19 protein-coding genes, 2 tRNA genes and 1 pseudogene are annotated in these 22,840 nt (G+C 49.8%); 5 read left to right on the top strand and 17 right to left on the bottom strand.

Annotated elements, in window-relative coordinates:
• Positions 1 to 3: 3 nt before the first annotated feature.
• From MPL1_RS11735 to MPL1_RS11720, 4 genes are all read right to left on the bottom strand, one after another.
• A tRNA-Gln gene (locus MPL1_RS11735) sits at positions 4 to 78 on the bottom strand.
• Positions 79 to 107: 29 nt separating this feature from the next.
• On the bottom strand, positions 108 to 965 hold the full coding sequence (gene ispE, locus MPL1_RS11730; RefSeq protein ID WP_009727353.1) for a 4-(cytidine 5'-diphospho)-2-C-methyl-D-erythritol kinase: 858 nt from the start codon (positions 963 to 965) through the stop codon (positions 108 to 110).
• Positions 965 to 1,570, bottom strand: coding sequence for a lipoprotein insertase outer membrane protein LolB (lolB, locus tag MPL1_RS11725; protein ID WP_009727352.1), 606 nt, complete (start codon positions 1,568 to 1,570; stop codon positions 965 to 967). The genes ispE and lolB overlap by 1 nt, the downstream gene beginning before the upstream one ends.
• Positions 1,567 to 3,354, bottom strand: coding sequence for a tetratricopeptide repeat protein (locus MPL1_RS11720; RefSeq protein WP_009727351.1), 1,788 nt, complete (start codon positions 3,352 to 3,354; stop codon positions 1,567 to 1,569). The genes lolB and MPL1_RS11720 overlap by 4 nt, the downstream gene beginning before the upstream one ends.
• 128 nt (positions 3,355 to 3,482) lie before the next feature.
• On the opposite strand from MPL1_RS11720, the gene hemA reads away from it, so the two are divergent.
• Positions 3,483 to 4,736, top strand: a complete 1,254-nt coding sequence (gene hemA, locus MPL1_RS11715; RefSeq protein WP_009727350.1) for a glutamyl-tRNA reductase — start codon at positions 3,483 to 3,485, stop codon at positions 4,734 to 4,736.
• Positions 4,737 to 4,739: 3 nt separating this feature from the next.
• Positions 4,740 to 5,828: a peptide chain release factor 1 gene (gene prfA / locus MPL1_RS11710; protein ID WP_009727349.1), complete on the top strand. Its 1,089-nt coding sequence runs from the start codon at positions 4,740 to 4,742 to the stop codon at positions 5,826 to 5,828.
• On the opposite strand, the gene hemF is transcribed toward prfA, so the two are convergent.
• From hemF to purD, 4 genes are all read right to left on the bottom strand, one after another.
• A complete protein-coding gene (gene hemF, locus MPL1_RS11705) occupies positions 5,825 to 6,736 on the bottom strand; it encodes an oxygen-dependent coproporphyrinogen oxidase (RefSeq protein WP_009727348.1) in 912 nt (303 codons plus the stop codon). The two genes, prfA and hemF, sit on opposite strands and share 4 nt — an antisense overlap.
• The gene (locus MPL1_RS11700; protein WP_009727347.1) at positions 6,733 to 7,287 is read right to left on the bottom strand and encodes an L-threonylcarbamoyladenylate synthase; all 555 of its coding nucleotides are present in this window, start codon (positions 7,285 to 7,287) and stop codon (positions 6,733 to 6,735) included. The genes hemF and MPL1_RS11700 overlap by 4 nt, the downstream gene beginning before the upstream one ends.
• Positions 7,288 to 7,346: 59 nt before the next feature.
• Positions 7,347 to 8,219, bottom strand: coding sequence for a phosphoribulokinase (locus tag MPL1_RS11695; RefSeq protein ID WP_009727346.1), 873 nt, complete (start codon positions 8,217 to 8,219; stop codon positions 7,347 to 7,349).
• 65 nt (positions 8,220 to 8,284) lie between these two features.
• The gene (purD, locus tag MPL1_RS11690) at positions 8,285 to 9,571 is read right to left on the bottom strand and encodes a phosphoribosylamine--glycine ligase (protein WP_009727345.1); all 1,287 of its coding nucleotides are present in this window, start codon (positions 9,569 to 9,571) and stop codon (positions 8,285 to 8,287) included.
• A gap of 152 nt (positions 9,572 to 9,723) precedes the next feature.
• Here purD and MPL1_RS11685 point away from each other — a divergent pair, with 152 nt between their 5' ends.
• From MPL1_RS11685 to MPL1_RS11675, 3 genes are all read left to right on the top strand, one after another.
• Positions 9,724 to 10,395 (top strand): LOG family protein, encoded by a 672-nt coding sequence (locus tag MPL1_RS11685; protein ID WP_040577150.1) that lies wholly within the window; start codon positions 9,724 to 9,726, stop codon positions 10,393 to 10,395.
• 93 nt (positions 10,396 to 10,488) lie between these two features.
• A complete protein-coding gene (gene hemN, locus MPL1_RS11680) occupies positions 10,489 to 11,871 on the top strand; it encodes an oxygen-independent coproporphyrinogen III oxidase (protein ID WP_009727343.1) in 1,383 nt (460 codons plus the stop codon).
• A gap of 44 nt (positions 11,872 to 11,915) precedes the next feature.
• A tRNA-Leu gene (locus MPL1_RS11675) sits at positions 11,916 to 12,002 on the top strand.
• Positions 12,003 to 12,165: 163 nt separating this feature from the next.
• On the opposite strand, the gene MPL1_RS11670 is transcribed toward MPL1_RS11675, so the two are convergent.
• The 9 genes and pseudogenes from MPL1_RS11670 to MPL1_RS11630 all read right to left on the bottom strand — a co-directional run.
• Entirely contained in the window at positions 12,166 to 15,231 is a 3,066-nt protein-coding gene (locus tag MPL1_RS11670) for an efflux RND transporter permease subunit (protein ID WP_235045584.1), read from the bottom strand.
• 22 nt (positions 15,232 to 15,253) lie between these two features.
• Complete coding sequence (locus MPL1_RS11665) at positions 15,254 to 16,786, bottom strand: HlyD family efflux transporter periplasmic adaptor subunit (RefSeq protein WP_009727341.1); 1,533 nt, start codon at positions 16,784 to 16,786, stop codon at positions 15,254 to 15,256.
• The gene (locus MPL1_RS11660) at positions 16,783 to 18,057 is read right to left on the bottom strand and encodes a TolC family protein (RefSeq protein WP_009727340.1); all 1,275 of its coding nucleotides are present in this window, start codon (positions 18,055 to 18,057) and stop codon (positions 16,783 to 16,785) included. Before MPL1_RS11660 ends, MPL1_RS11665 begins: the two co-directional genes overlap by 4 nt.
• Before the next feature lie 88 nt (positions 18,058 to 18,145).
• Positions 18,146 to 18,526 (bottom strand): hypothetical protein, encoded by a 381-nt coding sequence (locus MPL1_RS11655; RefSeq protein ID WP_152417668.1) that lies wholly within the window; start codon positions 18,524 to 18,526, stop codon positions 18,146 to 18,148.
• A 339-nt stretch (positions 18,527 to 18,865) separates the two neighbouring features.
• On the bottom strand, positions 18,866 to 20,086 hold the full coding sequence (gene hmpA, locus MPL1_RS11650) for an NO-inducible flavohemoprotein (RefSeq protein ID WP_009727338.1): 1,221 nt from the start codon (positions 20,084 to 20,086) through the stop codon (positions 18,866 to 18,868).
• 345 nt (positions 20,087 to 20,431) lie between these two features.
• Positions 20,432 to 20,791, bottom strand: coding sequence for an NUDIX domain-containing protein (locus MPL1_RS11645; RefSeq protein WP_009727337.1), 360 nt, complete (start codon positions 20,789 to 20,791; stop codon positions 20,432 to 20,434).
• Positions 20,792 to 20,798: 7 nt separating this feature from the next.
• A complete protein-coding gene (locus MPL1_RS11640) occupies positions 20,799 to 21,437 on the bottom strand; it encodes a response regulator (RefSeq protein ID WP_009727336.1) in 639 nt (212 codons plus the stop codon).
• Positions 21,437 to 22,237, bottom strand: coding sequence for a sensor histidine kinase (locus MPL1_RS11635; protein WP_009727335.1), 801 nt, complete (start codon positions 22,235 to 22,237; stop codon positions 21,437 to 21,439). Before MPL1_RS11635 ends, MPL1_RS11640 begins: the two co-directional genes overlap by 1 nt.
• A 220-nt stretch (positions 22,238 to 22,457) precedes the next feature.
• Positions 22,458 to 22,840, bottom strand: a pseudogene (locus MPL1_RS11630) (PQQ-dependent dehydrogenase, methanol/ethanol family); the annotation flags it as partial.

Here is a 22,840-nt window from a genome sequence, read left to right as displayed (position 1 = left end):
GAGTGGCTGGGGTACCAGGATTCGAACCTGGGAATGACGGGATCAAAACCCGTTGCCTTACCGCTTGGCGATACCCCAACTGTATTACTCATTCTATCATCATCCAGTCATGAGATTGCTGATTCAGTCAATTTCATCACTGACGCATTGAGTGGCGAAACATTGCAGCCTTTGGCGACAAAACCTTGCCAGTCATCGGGCAGAGTGTCAGCGACAAGTTGTGCTTGCGCTTGTGAGTCAAATGACACAAAAACACAGGCTCCTGTTCCCGTCATCCTTGCAGGCCCATGTTGAGAGAGCCAATCAAGTACCTGTGCAACTTCCGGATGACGCTTGCAGACCACTGGTTCACAAACATTTCTGCCTTCCCCCGAGAGGAAGCGCGATATTGTGATGGCTTCACAGTCGCGTGTCAATTCTCCCGATGAAAAAATTTCTGCTGTAGACACATGACAGTCAGGTTTTACCACGAGATACCATGGTTCTGGCGGTGAAGCCTCGGTTAGCTTTTCGCCGACCCCTTCTGCCCATGCTGCGTGTCCACCAATAAAAACGGGCACATCTGCGCCAAGTTGTAGTCCGAGTGTTGCCAATTGCTGTTTGCTCAAACCGCACTGCCAGAGGCTATTCAACACCACAAGAGTGGTTGCGGCATCGGAACTGCCGCCGCCCAAACCGCCGCCCATGGGCAAGCGTTTTTTCAGATAAATATCGACACCTGAGCGAATATTACAGGTCGTTTGCAGCAACCGGGCAGCACGAAAAATCAGATTGTTTTGCAGTTCGACATTATTAAGCGAGTCCATCAGCCTGATTTCTGCATCCTCTCGACATTCAAATTTCAAGCTGTCACCGTAATCAAGAAACTGAAACAGTGTCTGCAGTTCATGATAGCCATCTGTCCGCCGCCCGGTGATGTGCAAAAACAAGTTCAGTTTGGCCGGTGCGGGCCACCATGTCTCCATTAGAGACTGTCCCAGCGATTCATCAATAAGCGAACACTGAGGTCGGGATGTTTGATAAAGACTTTTGCAGGCACCTGCTGACCTGAAAACGGCATGTATTCCTCATAGCTCACTTCCCACCCCGCCTGATGCAACAGTGTGATTCGGCCTTGATTGTCCAGCTGCATATCATCAACATTCATGGCCGCATAGGGCATGCCTCTGACCCAGTCTCGCAATGCACTCACCGGTAACAGCCAGCCAAGCGCCTCAGCCAGCAAGGCTTCGGGGGTTTCAGCTGACAACTGTTCGCCGCTGTTCAAGGTCATCGTGACACGTTCTTCTCGACCTTCCAGCAACATGCCACCTTGCGCAAAAGGGCCACTCAAACGAATGCTGAAATCTGGTGTTTGCTCACGCCAGTACACCCCGGCGTTCCAGCCTTCCCGTCCCTGCGTGATGATGGTTCTGCCACGAAATGCCCAGTTGTTGAGCTGTTGCAGTTCCAGATATCGGGCTTCCCATTGCAGCTCAGGCGCCGTTTTCGGTGTTTGCCCAGTCCACACTTGAAGTTGAGCACATGCTGTGGTCATCGACAGCATGATAATCAGCCAGATTTTTCTCATTGACGAAACCGACGCAGCGTATCTTGTAACAGTTTGTTGTCAGCATCCATCTGCCGCGCCCTGTCCCACATTTGACGCGCTTCTTCGCGTTGGCCTTGTTGCCAGAGAACTTCCCCCAGGTGGACGATAAATTCAATATCATCCTGAATCTCAATGGCCTGTCTCAGATACTTCTCGGCATTGTTCAAATCCCCCATACGGTAGTAAACCCAGCCAAGGCTATCCAGGTAATAGGGATCATTCGGTTTGAGTTCCAGCGCACGCGTGATGTAGGCATAAGCCTCTTCGTGCCGGTCTGTTCGATCAGTCAGTGTATAACCCAGCGCATTAAGTGCTTGCGCATTGTCCGGATCTCGCTCAAGGATGCTCAGCAAATCCTCTTCAACCACACTGAGTCGGTTCAATGATTCGGCGACCAGCGCCCGACTGTACAGCAGCTCAAAATTGCCTGGATATTTTTCCAATGCCTCACCGTAGAGATCAAACGCAGCCTGAGGCCGATCGTTGTCTCTAAGAAAGGCTGCTTCAAACAAATAGAACTGTAGTGCCTGATCGGGGTTGTCCATACGCAGGTAATTGATGTGCTGACGTGCTTTATCAATCTCACCGCGTTCGGCCAGCATAGTGATATATCGGGTTTGGGCTGCTTCAAATCGTGGACTTTGCGAGGGCACGGAGGCAAACCAGACCAGCGCTGCATCAATGTTCTCGTTCAACTCCTCAGCAAGCCCCATGAAATAAGCAGCCTGGCGCCCGTTGTCCCCCATCTTCAGCAAGTCACTGAAATAGACTTTGGCCAGTTCGCCATCCTGTTGTTCAAGTGCCAGCAATCCCAGCGCAAACAAAGTGTCCGGATTTTCCGGGTTTTCCTGATACAAATCCTCAAACACTTCCTGTGCCTCTGCACTATAGCCATTTTCACCCAGAAGTTTGCCGTAGATGAAGCGTAAGTCACTGCTCGCATCTGGCTTTTTAGCAGCATCTGCAATTAGTTTGATTGCCTTGGCACTACGATCGGTTCTTTGCAGTACTTCGGCCTTGAGAATCAATAGTTCTTCACGCTGGAGTGCCGGGATATCCTGCTTCAGCAATGCATCAATTTCGGGTTCAGCAATATGATATTGACGGAAAAATGTAGCCAGTCGCGCATAGGCAAAACGCGCTTCATTCATGCCTGCTTGATAACTGTCCAGTTGACGCATCATCAAAAGCGCCTGATCCGGATCACCCAGTTCGCTGAGGTTGCCAGTGAGATTATTGAGATAATTTTCTGCTTCTTCCGGAGCCAGTTCGAGTGCCCGGTTGACTGTCTGTACCACGCCTGCAAAATCACGTTGCATCAGCAAAAACGGCACTCGCATCATGTAGACATTGGCATCATCAGGAGAAACTTCAGCCCAGCGCTCCAAAGACTGATAGATCAGCTCCTGATCGCGGGAATAGGTGGCCACCTGAGCTGCGCGACTTGCCAGACCGGGTGAATCAGCCAATTCTGCTGCACGCTGATAAAGATCGATGGCAATGCCGAGTTCGCCACGTTGCCCGGCGATTTCAGCAGTCAATATGTAGTAAACAAGTTCTGGCGTCAGCGGTAATGGTTCTGGCGCTGTATCTTCGCTAACACCAGTGATGAGCTGACTGGTATCGGTATCACCGTTATGAGTTTTGCTGATTTGTTGTGCCGGAGCGCTGGTACAGGCGATCAGAAAGAAAGGCAAGATTAGCCATCCTCTTCGTCTTGCAAAATATTTTGCGCCTTTCCACACCTGTTGAAGTAAATCCATATTAAAACGACCTGAGCGATTGATTTTGATAGAATGCCCTACTATTTAATTTATACAAGGCTGCGCCGGCTTGCCCCGAAACCACGGTTTCAGAGTTTACCAGTATTTAATGATGACTTATCACCTCTATGCATCTTGTCACTTACGGTATCAATCATAATACGGCGCCCGTTGCGGTTCGCGAACGATTTGCCTTTGATGCCAGCAGTCTTTCTGCAGCATTGCAGTCACTGATGCAGCATGAGGCCGTTGTTGAAGCGGTCATCATATCCACCTGCAACCGAACTGAAATTTACTGCCACATCGACGAGGAGTATGACAACCCCGTCCTGTCTTGGTTGCATGACTACCATCAGCAATCTGAAAAAGACACACAGCAGTATCTTTACCAATACCAACAGGCCGACGCCATTCGCCACTTGTTCCGAGTCGCATCAGGTCTGGACTCTCTTGTATTGGGCGAACCACAAATTCTCGGCCAGTTAAAAACTGCTTACAGTGCTGCATTCAACAATCAGGCGGTGGGTAAATCACTGGGCAGATTGTTTCAACATGCCTTTGCTGTCGCCAAGCAGGTACGCACTGACACGGCGATTGGTAACAGTCCGGTGTCGGTCGCCTTCGCCGCCGTCAGTCTGGCCAAACAAATTTTCAGCAATCTGGCACAGTCCACCGCACTGCTTATCGGTGCCGGTGAAACCATCGAGCTGGTTGCCCGTCACTTGTTTGACAACGGTATCAAACGCATCATCATCGCCAATCGTACACTGGAACGCGCCCATGCACTGGCGATGCAGGTTAATGGTTATGCAATCAGCCTTGGTGAAATGCCTGCTCATCTTGCCGAGGCCGACATCGTGGTCAGCTCTACCGCCAGCCAGTTACCCGTATTAGGTAAAGGCATGGTGGAACGTGCCCTGAAACAACGCAAGCGGCGGCCCATCTTTATGGTGGATATTGCGGTTCCTCGAGATATTGAACCTGAAGTCAGCCAACTCGAAGATATCTATTTGTACTGTGTTGACGATTTGCACGACATCATCGAAGAAAACCTGCAATCCAGACGCGATGCCGCCAAACAGGCTGAAGAAATCATCGATAACCAAGTCGATCATTTCCTGGCCTGGATGCGTACTCAGGATGCTGTGCCTGTTATTCGCGCTATCCGTGAGAGTGCTCAGCAGCAAAGCATCGAACTGCTCAGCAAAGCACAGAAACAGCTTGAACAAGGGCTTGCGCCAGAACAGGTGCTCAGTGAATTGTCGCGCAGTCTGACCAACAAACTACTGCATGAGCCGAGCCGACAATTACGCCAGTCAGGATTTGAAGACAACCCCGAGCTCATCGCCGCGGCTCGGCGATTATTTAACATCAAGGATTAAGCATTGAAAGATTCCATCCGCCAAAAACTCGAATCATTGCTTGAACGACATGAGGAAATCAGCGGTCTGCTGGCTGAGCCTTCAACCATGGCTGATCAGAACAAGTTTCGCAGTCTGTCTCAGGAATATGCTCAACTGGAGCCGGTGGTGAAAAACTTCAGTCACTACCTGAATGTGCAAACGGCTATCGCCGATGCAAAGCAAATGCTCAACGAACAGGATCCGGAATTGCGCCAACTGGCAAAAGAAGAGCTGGCTGATGCCCAAGCTCGCGAAGAAACCCTGAGCGTAGAGCTGCAAAAACTTTTGCTGCCTAAAGATCCCAACGATCAGCGAAATATTTTTCTGGAAATTCGTGCCGGCACCGGTGGCGATGAAGCGGCCATCTTTTCTGGCGATCTTTTCCGCATGTACAGTCGCTATGCCGAACAACGCCGCTGGCAAGTTGAGGTGATTAACGCTCAGGAAGGTGAGCATGGCGGTTACAAGGAAATTATCGTTCGCATCGTCGGCGATGGCGCTTATTCAAGACTCAAATTCGAATCTGGTGCGCACCGGGTACAACGAGTGCCGGAAACCGAATCTCAGGGCCGCATTCACACCTCGGCTTGCACCGTGGCTATTTTGCCGGAAGCCGATGAAATTGATGAAATTGATATCAACCCGGCCGATCTCAGAATCGACACCTACCGCTCACAAGGCGCCGGTGGTCAGCACGTCAATACCACGGATTCGGCAGTGCGCATCACGCATATTCCAACCGGCATTATTGTCGAATGTCAGGAAGAGCGCTCACAGCACAAAAACCGGGCCAAAGCCATGTCGGTATTGCAGTCACGCATCATGGCCGCACAAGTTGAAAAACAACAGACCGAACAGGCGGAAACCCGTCGTTTGCTGGTAGGGAGTGGTGATCGTAGCGAACGCATCCGTACCTACAATTACCCTCAAGGTCGTATCACCGACCACCGCATCAACCTGACCTTATATAAACTGGCGGAAGTGATGGAAGGTCAGCTGGATCAGGTGATTGAGCCCCTGATCAGTGAATATCAGGCGGATCAGCTGGCGTCACTGGCAACCGAAGACTAGTTCAACCAATCCCGGGGTTTCAGGTAATGTTCATACAACCTTGCCTCAGCACTACCGGGTTCTGGTTGCCAGTTATAGCGCCATTTCACCAGCGGCGGCAGTGACATCAATATCGACTCGGTGCGTCCACCGGATTGCAGACCAAATAACGTACCGCGGTCGTAAACCAGGTTGAACTCAACGTATCGGCCACGTCGGTATAGCTGAAAGTCTCGCTCACGCTCACCATAAGCTGTGTCCTTACGGCATTGAACAATGGGTTGATAAGCGCTCAGATAGCTATCTCCCACACTTCTGACCAATGCAAAGCAGGTATCAAAATCCGGCGTGTTCAGATCATCAAAAAACAAACCGCCAACGCCACGCGGCTCGTCACGGTGTTTGAGATAAAAATACTCGTCACACCAGCGTTTATAGTCGTCATAGACCGTATCGCCAAATGCGTCACAAGCCTGCTTAGCGATGTTGTGCCAGTGAATCACATCTTCATCATTGCCATAGTAGGGGGTCAGGTCGTAGCCTCCACCAAACCACCAGATTGCCGGTTCACCGGCTTTTTCAGCGACAAAAAACCGGACATTGGCATGAGAAGTAGGCACATATGGGTTGTGAGGGTGAATCACCAGAGAAACGCCCATGGCACGAAAACTCCGCCCAGCCAGTTCTGGGCGACTGGCAGTCGCAGAAGCCGGCAGACTGTCGCCATAAACTTCAGAAAAATTAACGCCACCCTGTTCAAATACGGCCCCATCGGTCAGTACGCGAGTTCGACCACCGCCACCTGAGTCACGTTGCCAGTTATCTTCCATAAAGGTTGCCTTACCGTCCTGCTGCGATAGTTCAGTACAGATACGATCCTGCAACGCCATAAAATAACGGCGTACTTCATCAATATCAGGGTGGCTCATCGCAGTACTTCTCCTGTTCGGGCATCGCGAATGGTGGAAGGTTGCAAAGCGCCGCCGCAGGCACCAGGCATCACATAATCAACCTCCGGCAACTGCCAATGAACCTGATGGCTGTTTCTGGCAGGTCGCAGACCTGAAATATTGGCACTGGTCGAAACAATCGGACCGCCAAATGCCCGACATAAAGCCGCAGTCTGCGGATGGGCAGTGACCCTCACCGCCAAAGTGTCATGTGCCCCGGTCAAAAACTCAGGCACATCGGAGCGAACCGGCAACAGCCAGGTGACATGCCCCGGCCAGGTCTTTTCAAGCTCTGCCAACAAGTCTGCTGAAACCGGCAGGATAAAATCCTGTAGCTGATTAAAATCGGCAGCCACCAAGATCATGCCTTTTTCGATAGGCCGCTGCTTCAACGATAAAATTCGCTGCACCGCCTCCTCATCCATGGGATCGCAGCCCAGGCCATAAACAGCCTCGGTTGGATAGGCAATGACACCTCCACCATTCAAGGTATGTAGTGCCTGACGCAATCGCCACTGACTGATTTTCATTCAACACTCCAAAAGGGTCGTTCGAGTTTTTTCCTGCCGACAATCATCGATAATCAGGCTCAAGCCTGTTGCCGCTTGCTGATCATCATCTGTTCAATCAAAGGTGTCAGAATCACTTCCATTGCCAGCCCCATTTTGGCGCCGGGTACTACCATGTTGTTGGGGCGAGACATAAATGCGTCTTTGAGCATGGTCAGATAGTAGGGAAAGTCGGCCATTTTGGGATCTTTAAAACGAATCACCACCAGACTCTCATCCGCTGAAGGGATATCGCGCATCACAAAAGGGTTTGAAGTATCGATCAGCGGCACTCGCTGAAAATTAATGTGGGTACGCGAAAACTGGGGCGTTATATGGTGGATATAATCCGGCATCCGCTTGAGAATCATATCGACCACCGCTTCCTGTGAATAGCCACGGTTGGCACAATCACGTTTGATTTTCTGTATCCACTCGATATTCATGACCGGCACCACACCAATCAGCAGATCGGTGTACTGCGCAATGTTCACCTTATCCGTCACCGCACCGCCATGCAGCCCCTCATAGAACAAGACATCACTGTCGGCATCGATCTCCCGCCAGGGGGTGAATGTTCCGCTGGCCTGATTGAATCTGACAGCTTCCGAATCGTCGTGAATATAGTGGCGATACTCACCTGTTCCACTTTCTGAATATCGCCGAAACAGATCCTCCAGTCGATCCAGACAATTGGCCTCCGGGCTGAAATGCGTCAGCGTCTGGCCCTGTGATTCAGCCTTGGCGACTTGTTCACGCATTTGTTCACGGTCAAAACGGTGGAAACTGTCGCCCTCAATCAGCACCGGTTTGAGTTTGCCGCGACGAAAAATATCTTCAAATGCCTGTTTGACTGTGGAGGTTCCTGCTCCAGATGACCCCGTCACCGCAATAATCGGATGATTTACCGACATGATGCGCGACTCCTATCCGGCACAGTATCTGTCAGGCTAGCCAACATGCTGCGATGACTCATTGTTCAGTCGGCTTGCTCTCGGCTAATCGCGCGATAAGCGATATCGGTTCGGTAATAGGCATCTTGCCAGTGAATCTTGGCGACAGCTCGATAGGCCTCTGCCTGTGCTGCGGCAACACTGTCACCCAAAGCCGTGACACATAATACGCGCCCTCCGGCAGTGACTACCTGACCTGATTGCTCAGTAGTTCCGGCATGAAACACCTTGCAAGTAGTGGGAACCTGATCAAGTCCCTCAATAACATCGCCCTTACGATAATCATCAGGATAACCACCCGCAGCCATCACCACACCCACGGCGGCAGCTGGATTCCATTCCGCATCCACTTCATCCAGACGACCATCAAGGGCAGCTTCACAGAGCGTAATCAGATCAGAGTTCAGTCGCATCATGATTGGCTGGGTTTCCGGATCACCAAAACGACAGTTGTATTCAACCACTCTTGGCTGACCGGCTTCGTCGATCATCAAACCCGCATACAAAAATCCGGTATAGGGCCGACCATCTGCCGCCATGCCACGAACTGTTGGTTCGATCACCTGCTGCATGATGCGCTGATGCACTGTTTCGGTGACAACAGGTGCCGGTGAATAAGCGCCCATACCGCCTGTGTTGGGTCCTTTGTCACCATTGTCACGAGCTTTGTGATCCTGTGAGGTCGCCAACGGCAGAATATGGCTGCCATCAACCATCACAATAAAGCTGGCTTCTTCGCCCTGCATAAATTCTTCGATCACCACCCGATGTCCGGCTTCGCCAAACGCATTGCCCGCCAGCATGTCACTGACAGCGGCCTCTGCTTCTTCAACGGTCTGCGCCACAATGACGCCCTTACCAGCGGCCAGGCCATCAGCCTTAACCACAATCGGTGCACCTTGTTCGCGGATATAGGCGTGGGCGGCATCAATCTCTGTAAACACCTGATAGGCCGCGGTCGGGATTTGGTGCCGCGCCAGAAAATCTTTGGTAAAACTTTTTGAGGCTTCGAGTTGTGCAGCAGCCTGACTGGGGCCAAAACAACGCAATCCGGCAGCCTGAAACGCATCAACAACACCCATTACTAATGGCACTTCAGGACCAATCACCGTCAGATCAATCGACGCTTGTTTGGCAAACGCGACCAAGGCCTCAATATCAGTCGCTTCAATTGCGACATTTTCGATACCCTGCTCGGCAGCGGTGCCGGGGTTTCCGGGCGCTACATACACTGCTGTGCAATTCGCTGACTGTCGCAGCTTCCACGCCAAAGCATGTTCACGACCACCACCGCCAATCACCAAAACCTTCATCATCGCCTGCCATTTATGCTGAAATAAATGCAAAATGATACCTCAGACCGGGGAGTTCTGAACACACAAGCACTGGCTAAACGCACCGGCAATTGCAAAGCCAGTAGCAATTATCTATTTTGGTGGGTCTGCAAATTGAAGATAGGCAAGTCGTGGAAGACCTGAAAACATCTGAAGCATGGCGAGTATTTCGCATCCAGTCCGAGCTCATTGATGGCATCGAAACACTCAACGAACTGGGGCCAGCGGTATCGATATTCGGCAGTGCCCGGCTTGGGGAGAACTCACCTTACTATCGCGCCGCCTCAGAAGTTGCCCGACAGCTTTCTGGCGCGGGTTTTTCAGTCATCAGTGGTGGCGGTCCCGGCATTATGCAGGCAGCCAATGAAGGTGCCTTTCAACAAGGCGCGCATTCCGTTGGTCTCAACATCGAGCTGCCACATGAGCAAAAACCCAACCCCCAGCAGGATATCAGGCTCAGCTTCCGTTACTTCTTTGTCCGCAAGCTGATGTTTGTCAAATACTCGATTGGCTATGTGGTATTTCCCGGTGGTTTTGGCACACTGGATGAGTTTTTTGAATCGTTGACACTGATCCAAACCCGCAAAATTCGCCACTTTCCGGTCATTCTCTACGGTTCGGATTTCTGGAGTGGGCTGATTGACTGGCTCAAACAGCAAGTTCTTAGCCAAGGGTGTATTGAACACGACGATATGGAACTGTTTCATCTGGTGGATGACGTTAACGAAGTGCTGCCCATTATTCAGTCCCATTTCGAGCGTATGGGAGCTCATCCCGAAGAGGAAAAACGCTTCCCCGGTTGATCTGGATCAAGTCTCAGCGCTTTCGCCATATTCCTGTCACAGTCTCGCTCTATACTTGAACAATCAAATAGGGTTATGTTCTGGAGCCAAGTCATGGCAGCAAGTGAGCTATTCAACGAATCGCTGATTCGTCGCTACGATATCAGTGGACCGCGCTATACCTCTTACCCGACCGCCGTCGAATTTAATGAGTCCTTTACCAACGAGGATTATCTGCAACAGGTCGAACACTCCAATCAACGTGGAAATCCGCTTTCGCTTTATCTGCACATTCCTTTCTGTGACACGGTTTGTTTCTACTGCGCCTGCAACAAAATCATTACCAAAAATCGCCTGCACGCCCAACCCTATCTGGAAAGTCTGCACAAAGAAATTGCCATGCAGGCTGAGTTGTTTGACTCGCAAAGACAAGTTCGACAATTGCACTGGGGCGGTGGCACACCGACCTTTATCAGTACCGATCAGATGATCGCGCTGATGTCTGTCACCCGCCAGCATTTCAATCTGGCTGATGATGACAATGGCGAGTTTTCCATTGAAATCGATCCCCGTGAAGCCGATCCGGAACGCATCAAACTATTGCGTCAACTGGGCTTCAACCGTCTGAGCCTTGGAATTCAGGACTTCAACCCCGAAGTGCAAAAAGCCGTTAACCGAATCCAGAGTGAACAACAAACTCTGTCGGTGATGCAGGCAGCCAGAACAGAAGGTTTCAAATCGATCAGCGTCGATCTGATTTATGGCTTGCCTAAACAATCGGTGAAATCCTTCAGCGAAACGCTGGAAAAAATCATTGCGGCATCACCGGACAGGCTATCAGTCTTCAACTATGCCCATATGCCGGCAAACTTCAAACCCCAGCGGCAAATCAAAAGCGAAGAATTGCCCTCGGCCAGCGAAAAACTGGCCATCCTCTATCAAACTATCGACCAGCTCACCGAGGCCGGTTATGTCTATATCGGCATGGATCACTTTGCCAAACCGGACAATGAACTGGCCATCGCCCAGCGACAAGGTCAATTACACAGAAACTTTCAAGGCTATGCCACACATGCCGACTGTGATCTGATTGGCCTCGGCATGACCTCAATCGGCAGTGTCGCCAACGCTTACATGCAAAACGAAAAAACGCTGGAAAGCTACCAGCAGCGACTGGCTAACAACGAATTACCGATTTTTAGAGGCTACAAACTCAGTCATGATGACATCATCCGCAGACAGATCATTACCCGACTGATCTGTGACTTCAGCCTTGATATTCAGGCGATTGAAGAACAACTGGGTTATGACTTTTTCAGTTACTTTGTCGATGTCATTCCGGCACTACGACAATTTGCCAAAGACCAACTGCTGGAATTCGATACCCAGAGCATTCGCATCCTGCCCGCCGGACGACTGCTGATCCGCAATATCTGCCTGGTATTTGACCGTTACAGCCAACAACACCAACAGTCACGCTTCTCAAAAGCCATTTAGCAGTTTCTCAAGCCAGCCGCCTGGTGTATGATCCCGCTCTTGTTGCCCGGGTGGTGAAATTGGTAGACACAAGAGACTTAAAATCTCTCGCTCTTTTGGGCGTGCCGGTTCGATTCCGGCCCCGGGCACCAAACATCTCAACCACGCCACACCGACCTTTCCCCTTTATCGTCCCTGCCTGGCTTTATTTTGTTTATCAACGATATTTCGGGATACCTCTCTATATTTAACCAGGCCCATCATTCATTTCATTACATGCATGGACGATTGTCACAGACTTGTGCCATTAAGATTTCACCGCACCCATTGAGCGGCCGAATAGTAAATGGCCGGAAGTACCAACATATTGAGTGCGGTTGAACTAATCAGTCCACCCAATATTACAATGGCCATGGGTGCCTGGATCTCTGTGCCCGGCTGCCCCAGTCCAAAAGCCAGTGGAATCAGTGCCAGCCCGGCCGTAAGTGCGGTCATGAGAATCGGAATCAATCGCTCCTCAGAACCAATACGAACAGCTTCAGCAACCTCGATTCCTTCTCGAGTCAAGGCTTGGTAACGACTGACCAGTAAGATACCGTTACGTACAGCAATGCCAAACAGTGTCACAAATCCTACCAGGGCAGCAATCGTCAGCGTCCCACCCATTAAAAATACTGAGACAACACCTCCCAGTAGTGCCAGTGGAATATTCACCATCACAAGTAACGCAAGCCAAAAGGATCTGAACACCAAGCTCAGTATCAGCAGAATCCCCGCCAACACCATCAAAGAAACCCACATTAAAGTGCGGGTAGCCGCCTGTTCGGCCTCGAATTGACCGCCATACTCAATACGATAGCCTGAAGGCAGATCAATGGTCTGTGCGAGCGTTTGCTGAATCTCATCCACTGCGCCGCGCAAATCACTCCCAGAAATATTACTGCTGATAATTAAACGACGCTGTGCGTCTTCTCTTAGTATCATGCCCGGCCCATATTCGGCTGTGATAGAAGCAAGATGTCGAAGTGGTATCAACTCCCCTGTTCCAGAACGAATCGTGAGATCCCCGATCTTTTTTCGATCACTTCTATTCTCGTTATCCAATCGTACAACCAGATCAAAGCGTCGATTGCCCTCAATAATTTGTGAAACAATGCTTCCGCCGTATCCAGTCATCACATGCGAGACCAAGTCATCGATCACAACACCATGGCGAGCCAGTGCTTCACGATCCGCACGAAGCCGAAGTTGTGGTTGTGCCTGCAATGGTTCCATCGCCACATCAACTAATCCGTCCATCTGTGTCATTATTCGTTCGATGCTTTTGCCAATTCGCTCCAGTTCGGCGAGTGACGGCCCAAACACCTTGACCGCGATACTCGCTCGAGCTCCTGACAGCATGTGGTCAATGCGATGCGACAATGGTTGACCTATATTAAAAGATACGCCTCGCACTTCGCTCAGGTTCTGTCTGAGCACACTGAGAAACGCCTCCTTCCCGTGTGGCAATGATGCAAGCCTGACCTCAAATTCAGACATATTAGGTCCTTGTGTATGCTCGTCTTGTTCAGCACGTCCGGTTTTTCGACCAACAGACTGGATTTCAGGCATCGCCAACAATATGGTCTCAATATAGCGGCCAAGCTCGACTGAAGTTTCGAGGGAGGTCCCAGGAGGTGTGGTTGCTGTGATAGTGAGACTTCCCTCGTTGAACTCAGGTAAAAATGATCGACCCATCTGGGTAACGGAGCTCATTGCAATGAATACCATCATTAGGGAAAGCACGAGTACCCAGCCTGAATGGCGGAGTGTCAAGTTGAGCAACGGTGCATATCCGCGTTTGCACCACCGTATCAGTGGCGTATCTCCCCTGCGCAGCAGCGATTTAGCGGATGGCAGCAAAGCAGCACTCAACACCGGGGTCACCGTCAAAGCAATCATCAGGGAAACGCCAATAGCCAACAAATATGCCAACCCTAATGGCGCTAACAATCTTCCCTCAACACCAGTAAACACAAACAGTGGCGCAAACACCAACATAATAATGATGGTTGAAAATACCACTGGCTTTTGCACCTCAGAACACGCTCTAAAAACAATATCTTTGGTCGCTATCTGCTGCTTAAGTAAATGATTACGTCTAAGTTTGTGATAGATATTTTCCACAAAAATTATTGCATCATCGACCAAAGCTCCAATCGCGATAGTCAACCCTCCAAGTGTCATAGTGTTGATGCCTATGCCCAACCACCAAAGCAACCAGAGCGCTGTAAACAAAGAGAGTGGTATCGTCACCGCTGAAATGAACGTCGCACGAACACTAAATAGAAACAACAACAACACAATCACAACAAATATGGCACCATCTCTCAAAGCTTTAACCACATTCCCTACAGCCGTATTGATGAAATCGGCCTGACGAAAGAGTCCCGGCTCCAAGATGAGTCCCTCAGGCAGCCTGGCTTCAGCCTGGGTGATAATTGTTTTAAGTTGCTCTGTTAGCCAAAGCGTGTCTGCTTGAGGTTGTTTGAGCACTGCGAGCATAACTCCAGGCTTCCCATTTACGCCTGCATCTCCGACGGGAATGGCGGCACCTTTCTGCACAGTCGCAACATGTCTCAATAACACCGGAGTGTCACCGCGAATCGCCACCACACTGTTACGCAAATCCTCAACGGCCTCCACGCTTCCGATGAATCGAATCAGATAGTCTCTGCCTCCTTCACTAATCCAGCCACCACCAGCATTCTGATTCGTCTGACTCACCGCAAGTTGAATTTCATTCAGACTCAGATCAAGCTCTCGCAGCCGATCTGGCGATACCAGTACCTGGTACTGTCTCAGCTGACCACCCAGAATGCTGACTTGAGCAATGCCCGGTATCGATAAAAGTTGAGGTCGCAAATCCCAATCCGCAAACTCGCGTGCTTGCATCAAGTTTTTAGGATCTAACACAGCAATGCCGATGAATTCGATTTCACCCATGATCGATGTGATGGGACCAAGGGTAGGTGGTTGTACCTGTGCAGGAAGCTGACCACTTATTTGAGTCAGCCTCTCAGTCACTGCCTGTCGTGCACGAAAAATATCAGTACCCCAGTCGAACTCGACCCAGACAATTGAAAGTCCTGGGACAGCCTGCGATCGAACACGTCGAATATCTGCGGCTCCAGTGACCGCTGTTTCGATTGGGAAACTAACCTGCTGTTCGACTTCTTCAGTCGCAAGGCCAGGTGCCTCAGTCATGATAGTGACACTTGGTGCAGTCAAATCGGGAAAAACATCAACCGGCATTTCTCTCGTCGAGTGCAACCCGATGACAACCATTAATATCGAAAGCGCCACAATCAAAAGTGGGTTCTCCAGAGCCCCACGGATCATTTTATCCAGCATCTGTTTACCCTCAGTGTGTGTGACCAACATCAGTGCTGGTTTCCCGTGCCGCCAGCAAAACCGTATATGCTCCCAAGGTGACTATGCGTTCACCTGCTGCCAGCCCTTCCAGAATTGCCACTTGCCCCAAAGCCCGGACACCGGGACGCACAATCCGACGCTGAAAAGATTCCCCATCGACTTGTACAATCACAATACTGACACCATCATCATCCAGCAGCGCAGTGGCAGGCACCACAACATGGCGTTGCGCTTCGGCAGTTCGAAAAGCAATGCTCAGACGTGAGCCAGTGATTAGATTCTGATTGCTGTTGTCGACATCCATCAAAAATGATGCTGAACCGTCATTAGCATCAATAGTGCGAAGCAACATTCCGGGAGTCATTGGCTCAAGCCTCACCCATTGTCCATCGGCCTGGCGTAGTAATGGTTCTGTCAGTACATCAATGCTTTCCAGATCAGCAGGAAATATTTGAGCATTCAATCGCACACGACTATCGTCAAGAATCGTGAACAGTCTGTCTCCTGTTCCTGCTATTTCTCCTGGAGCCGACTCAATGCTGACGATCAGACCATTGATAGGTGCTCGTAAGACAAGCGCCGTATTGTTAACTGCCGATCCCCCCAACAATAGATCGCGCTGTGACTCCAAACGCCTTAAGGTGTGGCGAGCCACGTTAGCTTCTGCTTCTGCCTGCTCAATACGTCTATCTGCAACAACGCCCTGTTCGTTCAAGCTTCGTACCCGCTCAAGTTCTGACCTTGCCAGTCGGTATCGCTCATTTGCCTCGACGATTTCCAACTGAAGTTGCCCCATGTCTTCGCCTCCAGAAACAGGTAGCACCTGCGCAAGGGGCTGCCCCACACTGACTTCCATGCCCACACTGGGCCATTGACCACCCTCGGGGATGCCTACAAGACCAGTAGCAGGCATCAGCAAACGAACAAATTTATCTGGAATGGACTCCACCCGTGTCGACACTAAAAGTTGGGGAGCAATCAAGTCTTCCTGAGCAACAGCAGTCGCGAACGGCATATGCCACTGTTGGAGTTTGGGAAACAAAATCTCATCATCATTTCGGTCCGAATGCTGCTGTGCAAGCGGCTTCGAACCAGCAATATCGACTGTTCCTAGAGCTATTGTTTGAGAGTCCTGGGCTGTGGTGATTGCGACACTCAAGTCATACTGTCCCGCTTCGGGAATCGCAATTTCTTTTGTGAACATGCCTTGAATGCCAGACTCTGTCATTTGATAGCGCCATCGAACCTCACCCCCCACTTGAAACTGAAGTTCAAGTGAAATGTTACGAGCCGGTTCATAACCAGGTAGTTGTGTCAGATAAACCACCCAGTCCTGAGAAAGTCCAGCAACAGCTGTGTCAAACTTGATGTAAAGCTCCAGATCATCCTTCCATAGCGTCATGCGTTGCTGATGCTGTTCCTCTGGTTCAGCATGCTCATGATGGTCATGCTCAAGAAGATCGCAAGCAGTCAAAAGCATAAAAACGATCAAAAATCCGGGTAAGCTGTGTTTGATTTTCATGATCTGTGCTCCACTTGGCTGCTAACAGTTTTCCCGAGCGCTCGGCGTAATTCTGTGTCTTGCTGTTGGGCAAGCAGCAACAGATCCAATTGCTCCTGTGCTGCTCGCCATTGAGCCTGTGTTGCATCAATCAATTCTGTCAGTGTAAGTTCACCTGCGTTATAGCCTCGCTCGGTCATCGCCAGTACCTGCTCAGCGCGCGCCAGCACGTTAAGCTGATGTCGCTGTATTCGATCCAGAAGACGGGTTAGCTGACTATGGCTTTGCCGCAAACGTTGCTGTGCTTCAGTTTGAACAAGTCTCAGTTCATCCTGTGCCCGCCTAACTTCCGCATCTTTAGCTTGTAATCTGCCTTTGCCATTACTCCAAAGTGGCAGTTCTACCTGCAATCCGACTGAGTAACTTGCACCTCTACGACCATCAAACATTTCATTGTCTCGCCCCAGTCGTAACTCAAGGTCAGGAATTCGCTCAGCGTTCACCTCATCACGCTGTGCCATCGCCGCGAACTGTTGTTGTTGGGCAGCCGCCAAAGCGGGATGATTGTCTTGAAGCTGTTGCAATAGTTCGATATCGACCGGCATAGCTGGCAGGGTCAACGGTGGTAGATCAAACATTTCACCAGGCTGAAATGCCAGTAACGTCAACAAGTGGAGTTCTGCATCCCGTTGAGTACGTAAAGCATCGTCGAGTGAAGCTTCTGCCTCATGCAGCAACAGCTGTAAACGCAGGGTCTCGCGAACAGACAAATCACCTGCCTGGCTGCGCTTTTCCGCGACTTTGTGGAAGTGTTTTGCTTGCTGAAGTTGAGCCAGGGCAAGATCCGCCCGCCCGATCGCCCATTGCAGTTGATGGAAGGCCACGGCCGCCTGATATTCAACACCGAGGACAGCAAGGACAACTTGCTTATGAGCAGCCGACAACTGAAATTCTGACACACGACGACGCTCTGTGAGTCGACCTCCGATAGGTAATGCCTGTGAAATAGCATACGCTTGCGTTTGCCACCCGCTGGGGCCGCCTTCTCGAGCAATTCGGTTTCCCACCTCGACTTCAATATGAGGATTTGGCCAAATCCCTGACTCATTGAGTTCGCCCCGACGAACATCAGCATTTGCATACGCCGCAGCAACCAAAGGTGAAACATTGACTGCTTGCTCCAGAGCCGTCTCAAGGCTCAATAAATTCGCATCTGCCCGAGCAAGCGAGGCGACTATCAGCATAAGAATGGCTAGTGCAGTAACAGCACCGTAAATTTCCAGAATACGCATGATACATCTCCGTTGTCCCGACCTAGAAGTCGGTTGCACAAAGACAGGAACGGTATGATCAACCGCTCCAACCTGAACCAATATTTGCTCAAGTCAAAGGCGGTGCGCGGGAGCGAGGGAGATGTGAATGTTGATGGCTGAGCGGTGGTGACGCTTCGAAGAAAGAGAGATAAATGACCGGTGTTGATAACTCAACAACCAGCCCTGTCGCCAGATAAAGAAGCGGTGGCAATTCAACATCGCCATAAGTTCTTGCTGTTTTGTCTGGTGAAATATCGACCGCATCATGGTGAATGTCAGCCAGGTCGTGCAAGTGTGAATGGACGATCTGATAGCTGTCGCAGTCCGCTTGAGTGTGTTGATGGAGCGGCTGCCCAAACAGAAATTGACACGCCAACAACAAGCCGAGCACAACCACCCACCATTGAGTCTGTTTTTCTGCATTACGAGGGCGGTTAAAATTCAACACATTCGTCGGCTTAATGATGAAGTCGAAAAAAGTATACACTCAAATTGAAAGCTGTCCGCAAGCTTTAACGTCGATTTCGGAATCCATTTTCGACTTCTGTTTCCATTCAGCGAACACTTGGGCTGTTTGATTTATCTTTGCCGATATTTCTTAAAATCTCCAGCCCTGCTTGGCGTGCCGCTTCATCCTGCCCCCGTTGCAGCACAAAAAAAACTTCAACACTTTCAAGTTGTGTTGAAGCTTTTTATTTGCAAGAACGTTTTATCGATTTGAAAACTCGGGCATTGTCTCTTCTGACTTTTTCACTCACCGTCTTAACAAGTCCGCTGATTTTAATTTTCAAACAGCTTGCGCTGGCCCAAAAAACTCATATCGGAAGCTGTCTTGAGCCTGATCACGCGTGTCTATCATCGTTGATAGATGGCTAATCAAGCCTGCGGGTCCACATGCAAACATTGAGATGGCTTGTTGTCGATCAATCACACTGTCCAATGCCTGCATCGACAAGCGTCCATGGTGAACATGCTTCAAACCGTCTGCAACTGGCGATTTTTGTTGACTCAGGAAAATATGCCAATGCAAATTATCATGCCGTTCAAGCAACGCTTGCAGCTCTGATACAAACGGCAGCACGTCGGTATTTCTCACGCACTGAAACAGATATATCGGGCGTCCAGATTCTGACTGACGTTTCAGCACATCATGCAACATCGCGATGATGGGCGTGATCCCCACACCACCCGCGACAAATACGATGGGTTGATTGTTATCTTCCTGAATGTGTAACTGGAACTCGCCACAGGGAGGTGCTAACTCGAGCACGTCACCCTCATGATAGTAATCATGCAAATAGTTTGAGACCAAGCCGTCAGGCGCCTGCTCATCAATCGCTGTTTCACGTTTGACACTAATGCGATACGCCCCGGCGTCTGGCGCATTGGATAGTGAATAATTGCGCATCACAGTTTGACCGTTAACTGTCAGATGTACTGTGGTGTACTGGCCTGCCTGTTGCCCAACAGGCAGATTGCCATCAAGTGGCTGCAAGTAGAAAGAAGTGATATTGCTGCTCTCAGCAACTTTTTGTGTAATGGTGAACGGTTTGGGACCATTCCAACCGTAGCGCTTTTGTTGCGCTTGATACAACTGCGCTTCTTGTCCGACAAAAATTCTTGCCAACTCCTGGTAGGCGACAGTCCATGCCTCAATAATGGCCTCGTTGGCAGCTTCTCCCAATACTTCTTGAATCGTCAGAATCAGATTCTGACCGACAATGGGATAATGCTCAGGCTTGATTCCAAGCGAAACGTGCTTATGGGCAATTAGATCGACAGCCCCAGACAATGCTGACAGATTATCGATATTTGCAGCGTAAGCACAGATAGCTCCGGCCAGCGCCCGTTGCTGCGTTCCCGCCTGTTGATGTGCCGGGTTAAAAAAATCCTTTACTTCGGGGTTATTGCGAAACATGTTTTCGTAAAACCGGCGCGTCAGTGTCTCGCCATGTTCCTGCAATACAGGCACCGTTTGCTTGATGATTTCGATCTGTGAACTGTTCATTTTTGCTCCTTTGCAAGATAAACAGGTATTTTAAATACCTGTTTTAGAATCCTATGCAACAGCAATGTTGTCGTCAAGTAAAAAGCGCTCAGCATTTTAGTGAAGAACTCGAACAATCAATGCGAGTGATACCTAACAGATGGCTAATGGTTAGGATGGCTACACGGTACTGCCACTGTGGCTATGGTTAGGGCTGGCCGCCATCCTCATAATGCACATAATGCCTTAACGATGTGTCTCGCTCGGTCAGCGCTCTGAATAGCAACGAGGGGCGGACTTCATGGCTTGGCAATTGTGCAATAGCAAGCCAGGAATAGGTCATAGAGGTATTTTCATCTACAAACTCTATGCTGTCTTCGAGTGCCAACAAACGAGAATGAGGTGGAAGCTGTACATTGAAGTACAATCCGATTTCGTGGTGTTGACTGCCGTGATATTCAAAGAAGTTTCAGCCACCCAGAGCAGTTGCTCACATTGTGCCTGCTCTCCCGTTTCCTCGAAGATTTCGCGTATGACCGCCTGTGCAGCAGTCTCACCAGGTTCAACACGTCCACCCGGCACAGACCAGAAATTATCTCCTGCAATCTTGTGCAAAAGGACTTTACCTCGATCAACAATTACTGCGGCAGCCCTTAAATTGAAGTGATGGCCACCCGCAGCAAATGAAATCATGCTGCCCTGATTTTGTTGAGGTTGATCGCTCAAAATCGAGCTAACTGACGATACCGTATTGCACGGCAAGTCGAACCAGATCCACCGCACTGTCGATATTCAACTTCTTCTTGATTCTGGTTTGATAAGTCGCAACAGTTTTCTGGCTGATCATCAGCAGATCAGAAATTTCGCTGACCTTTTTGCCTTCTGCCAGCAGACAGAAAACTTCAAACTCTCTGGCGGTCAGCTGTTCGATTGAACTGTATTCACCCGCCAGGCTTTTCAGTGCAATCTTTTGCGCGATCGCTGCACTCATGAAGCTTTTGCCAAGCATTGCCTGCTTGATAGCTTGTAGTAAATCACCTAACTCGGCTGATTTTAGTACATAGCCCACAGCCCCTGACGATAGGGCTTGTATTGCATACAAGGCCTCTTCGTGCATGGAAAAAATAATCACTTTTGCGTTGTGATCACGCGTCTTGATTCGACGGATGGCTTCCAAGCCGCCCATGCCCGGCATCGACATGTCCATAATTAACAGATCCGGCATCAGTTTGCTGTAGAGTTCGTAGGCCTGCTCGCCGCTGGAGGCTTCAGCAACCACCGTCAGATGCTCATGTTGTTCGAGTATATGCTTAACGCCAGCCCGTAACATTTCATGATCATCGGCCAGCAAAATTCGAAGGTTTTCCTGCATTATTTCTTCACTTTTCCGGGAATACTGATATTGATGCTACAGCCTTTTTGCGGCTGGGTATCTAGCTCCATAGTGCCTTGAAGAATCTCAACACGCTCACGCATCCCCAATAATCCGAGGCCATCACCTGAAAGTGTCTGCACATCAAAGCCAATGCCATTATCAACGATTTGCAGATGCAGTATGCCATCGTTCACCGACAGCGTAATGGACGCCTTGTCTGCTTTTGAGTGACGCACAATATTAGTAATGCCTGCCTGAATGATTCGGTAAATAGCCTTAAGTGCTTCAATATCGAAATCATCAAGCTCTTCCTCGATGGAGAAAAAGAAACTGATCGGCAGACTTTTATTCTGCCAGTGGTAGCAGAGTTGCTTCATGGAAAAGTCAAAATCAAACTCTTCGGTCTCACCCTGACGCAAGCCACTGAGCAATTCTCTGATGTGAACTCTGGCCTGTAACACCAACCTGTCGATGCGTGCTGCATAATCCTTAACAGCATCAAGCTCATCTTCATCAGCAATGGCCGATGCATAAATATGGATCAGGCTGAGCTGCTGTCCCAGTTCATCATGCAACTCCCGGGCAATATATTCCCGCTCCATATCAAGCAAAGCTTGTAGGTCGGGCAGCGGTTCATCTGCAGAATAACCCGCCTGTAACAAAATCTTTTTCAGTCTTTGCACCATGATATATCCTTGGTGGGCCAGATACTTAGTCTGAAAACCGGGTAAATTCATCTGGATCAGCAAGGGATAGTCTTTGACTATCATCCTGTCATGCCAATCTGTTTGATCCATCAGTTCTCAACACAGTCAGCCCGATTTCCAGGCTCAGCCACTCTGGCGTAAGAGTATCAATACTAAGACTACTCTTTATTTAAAGTCCACCCTATTCCACAACAATATTCATTTTGTTGAAGTTTAAAAACAATTTAGAAAAAAAAGCCCGGTATCAAAAGATACCGGGCCTTTAGTCTTACCAGTTTGTATATAGCAAGCTATATACGCACCTTGGGTCTTACAGGCTGAATACGCTCAGTACACCACCCAGGTTAGTCCAGTTAGACAGTGCACGGTAGGCACCTACTGCACCCAGACCGTCAGTGTCGTCTTCCAGACTTGGGATAGCCATACCGATACCAGCCCAACCACCGATACCAGACAGAACGGAGATGTACTGCTTACCGTCATGCTTGTAGGTGTTGACGTTACCGATTACGCCTGATGGGTTTTTGAATCTCCACAGTTCACGACCTGTGTGAGCGTCAACTGCTTTGATGAAACCTTCCAGAGTACCGTAGAACACTACGTCAGAGGCAGTTGCCAAAGCACCTGACCAGACTGAGAAGCGCTCTGGTTAGACCAGACGATTTTACCTTCACGTGCATCCCATGCAATGAA

Source organism: Methylophaga lonarensis MPL (assembly GCF_000349205.1).
In the GTDB taxonomy this organism is placed as follows: Bacteria; Pseudomonadota; Gammaproteobacteria; order Nitrosococcales; family Methylophagaceae; genus Methylophaga; species Methylophaga lonarensis.
Note: the sequence above shows the minus strand (reverse complement) of the source record. Positions and strands in the feature narration are given on the sequence as shown.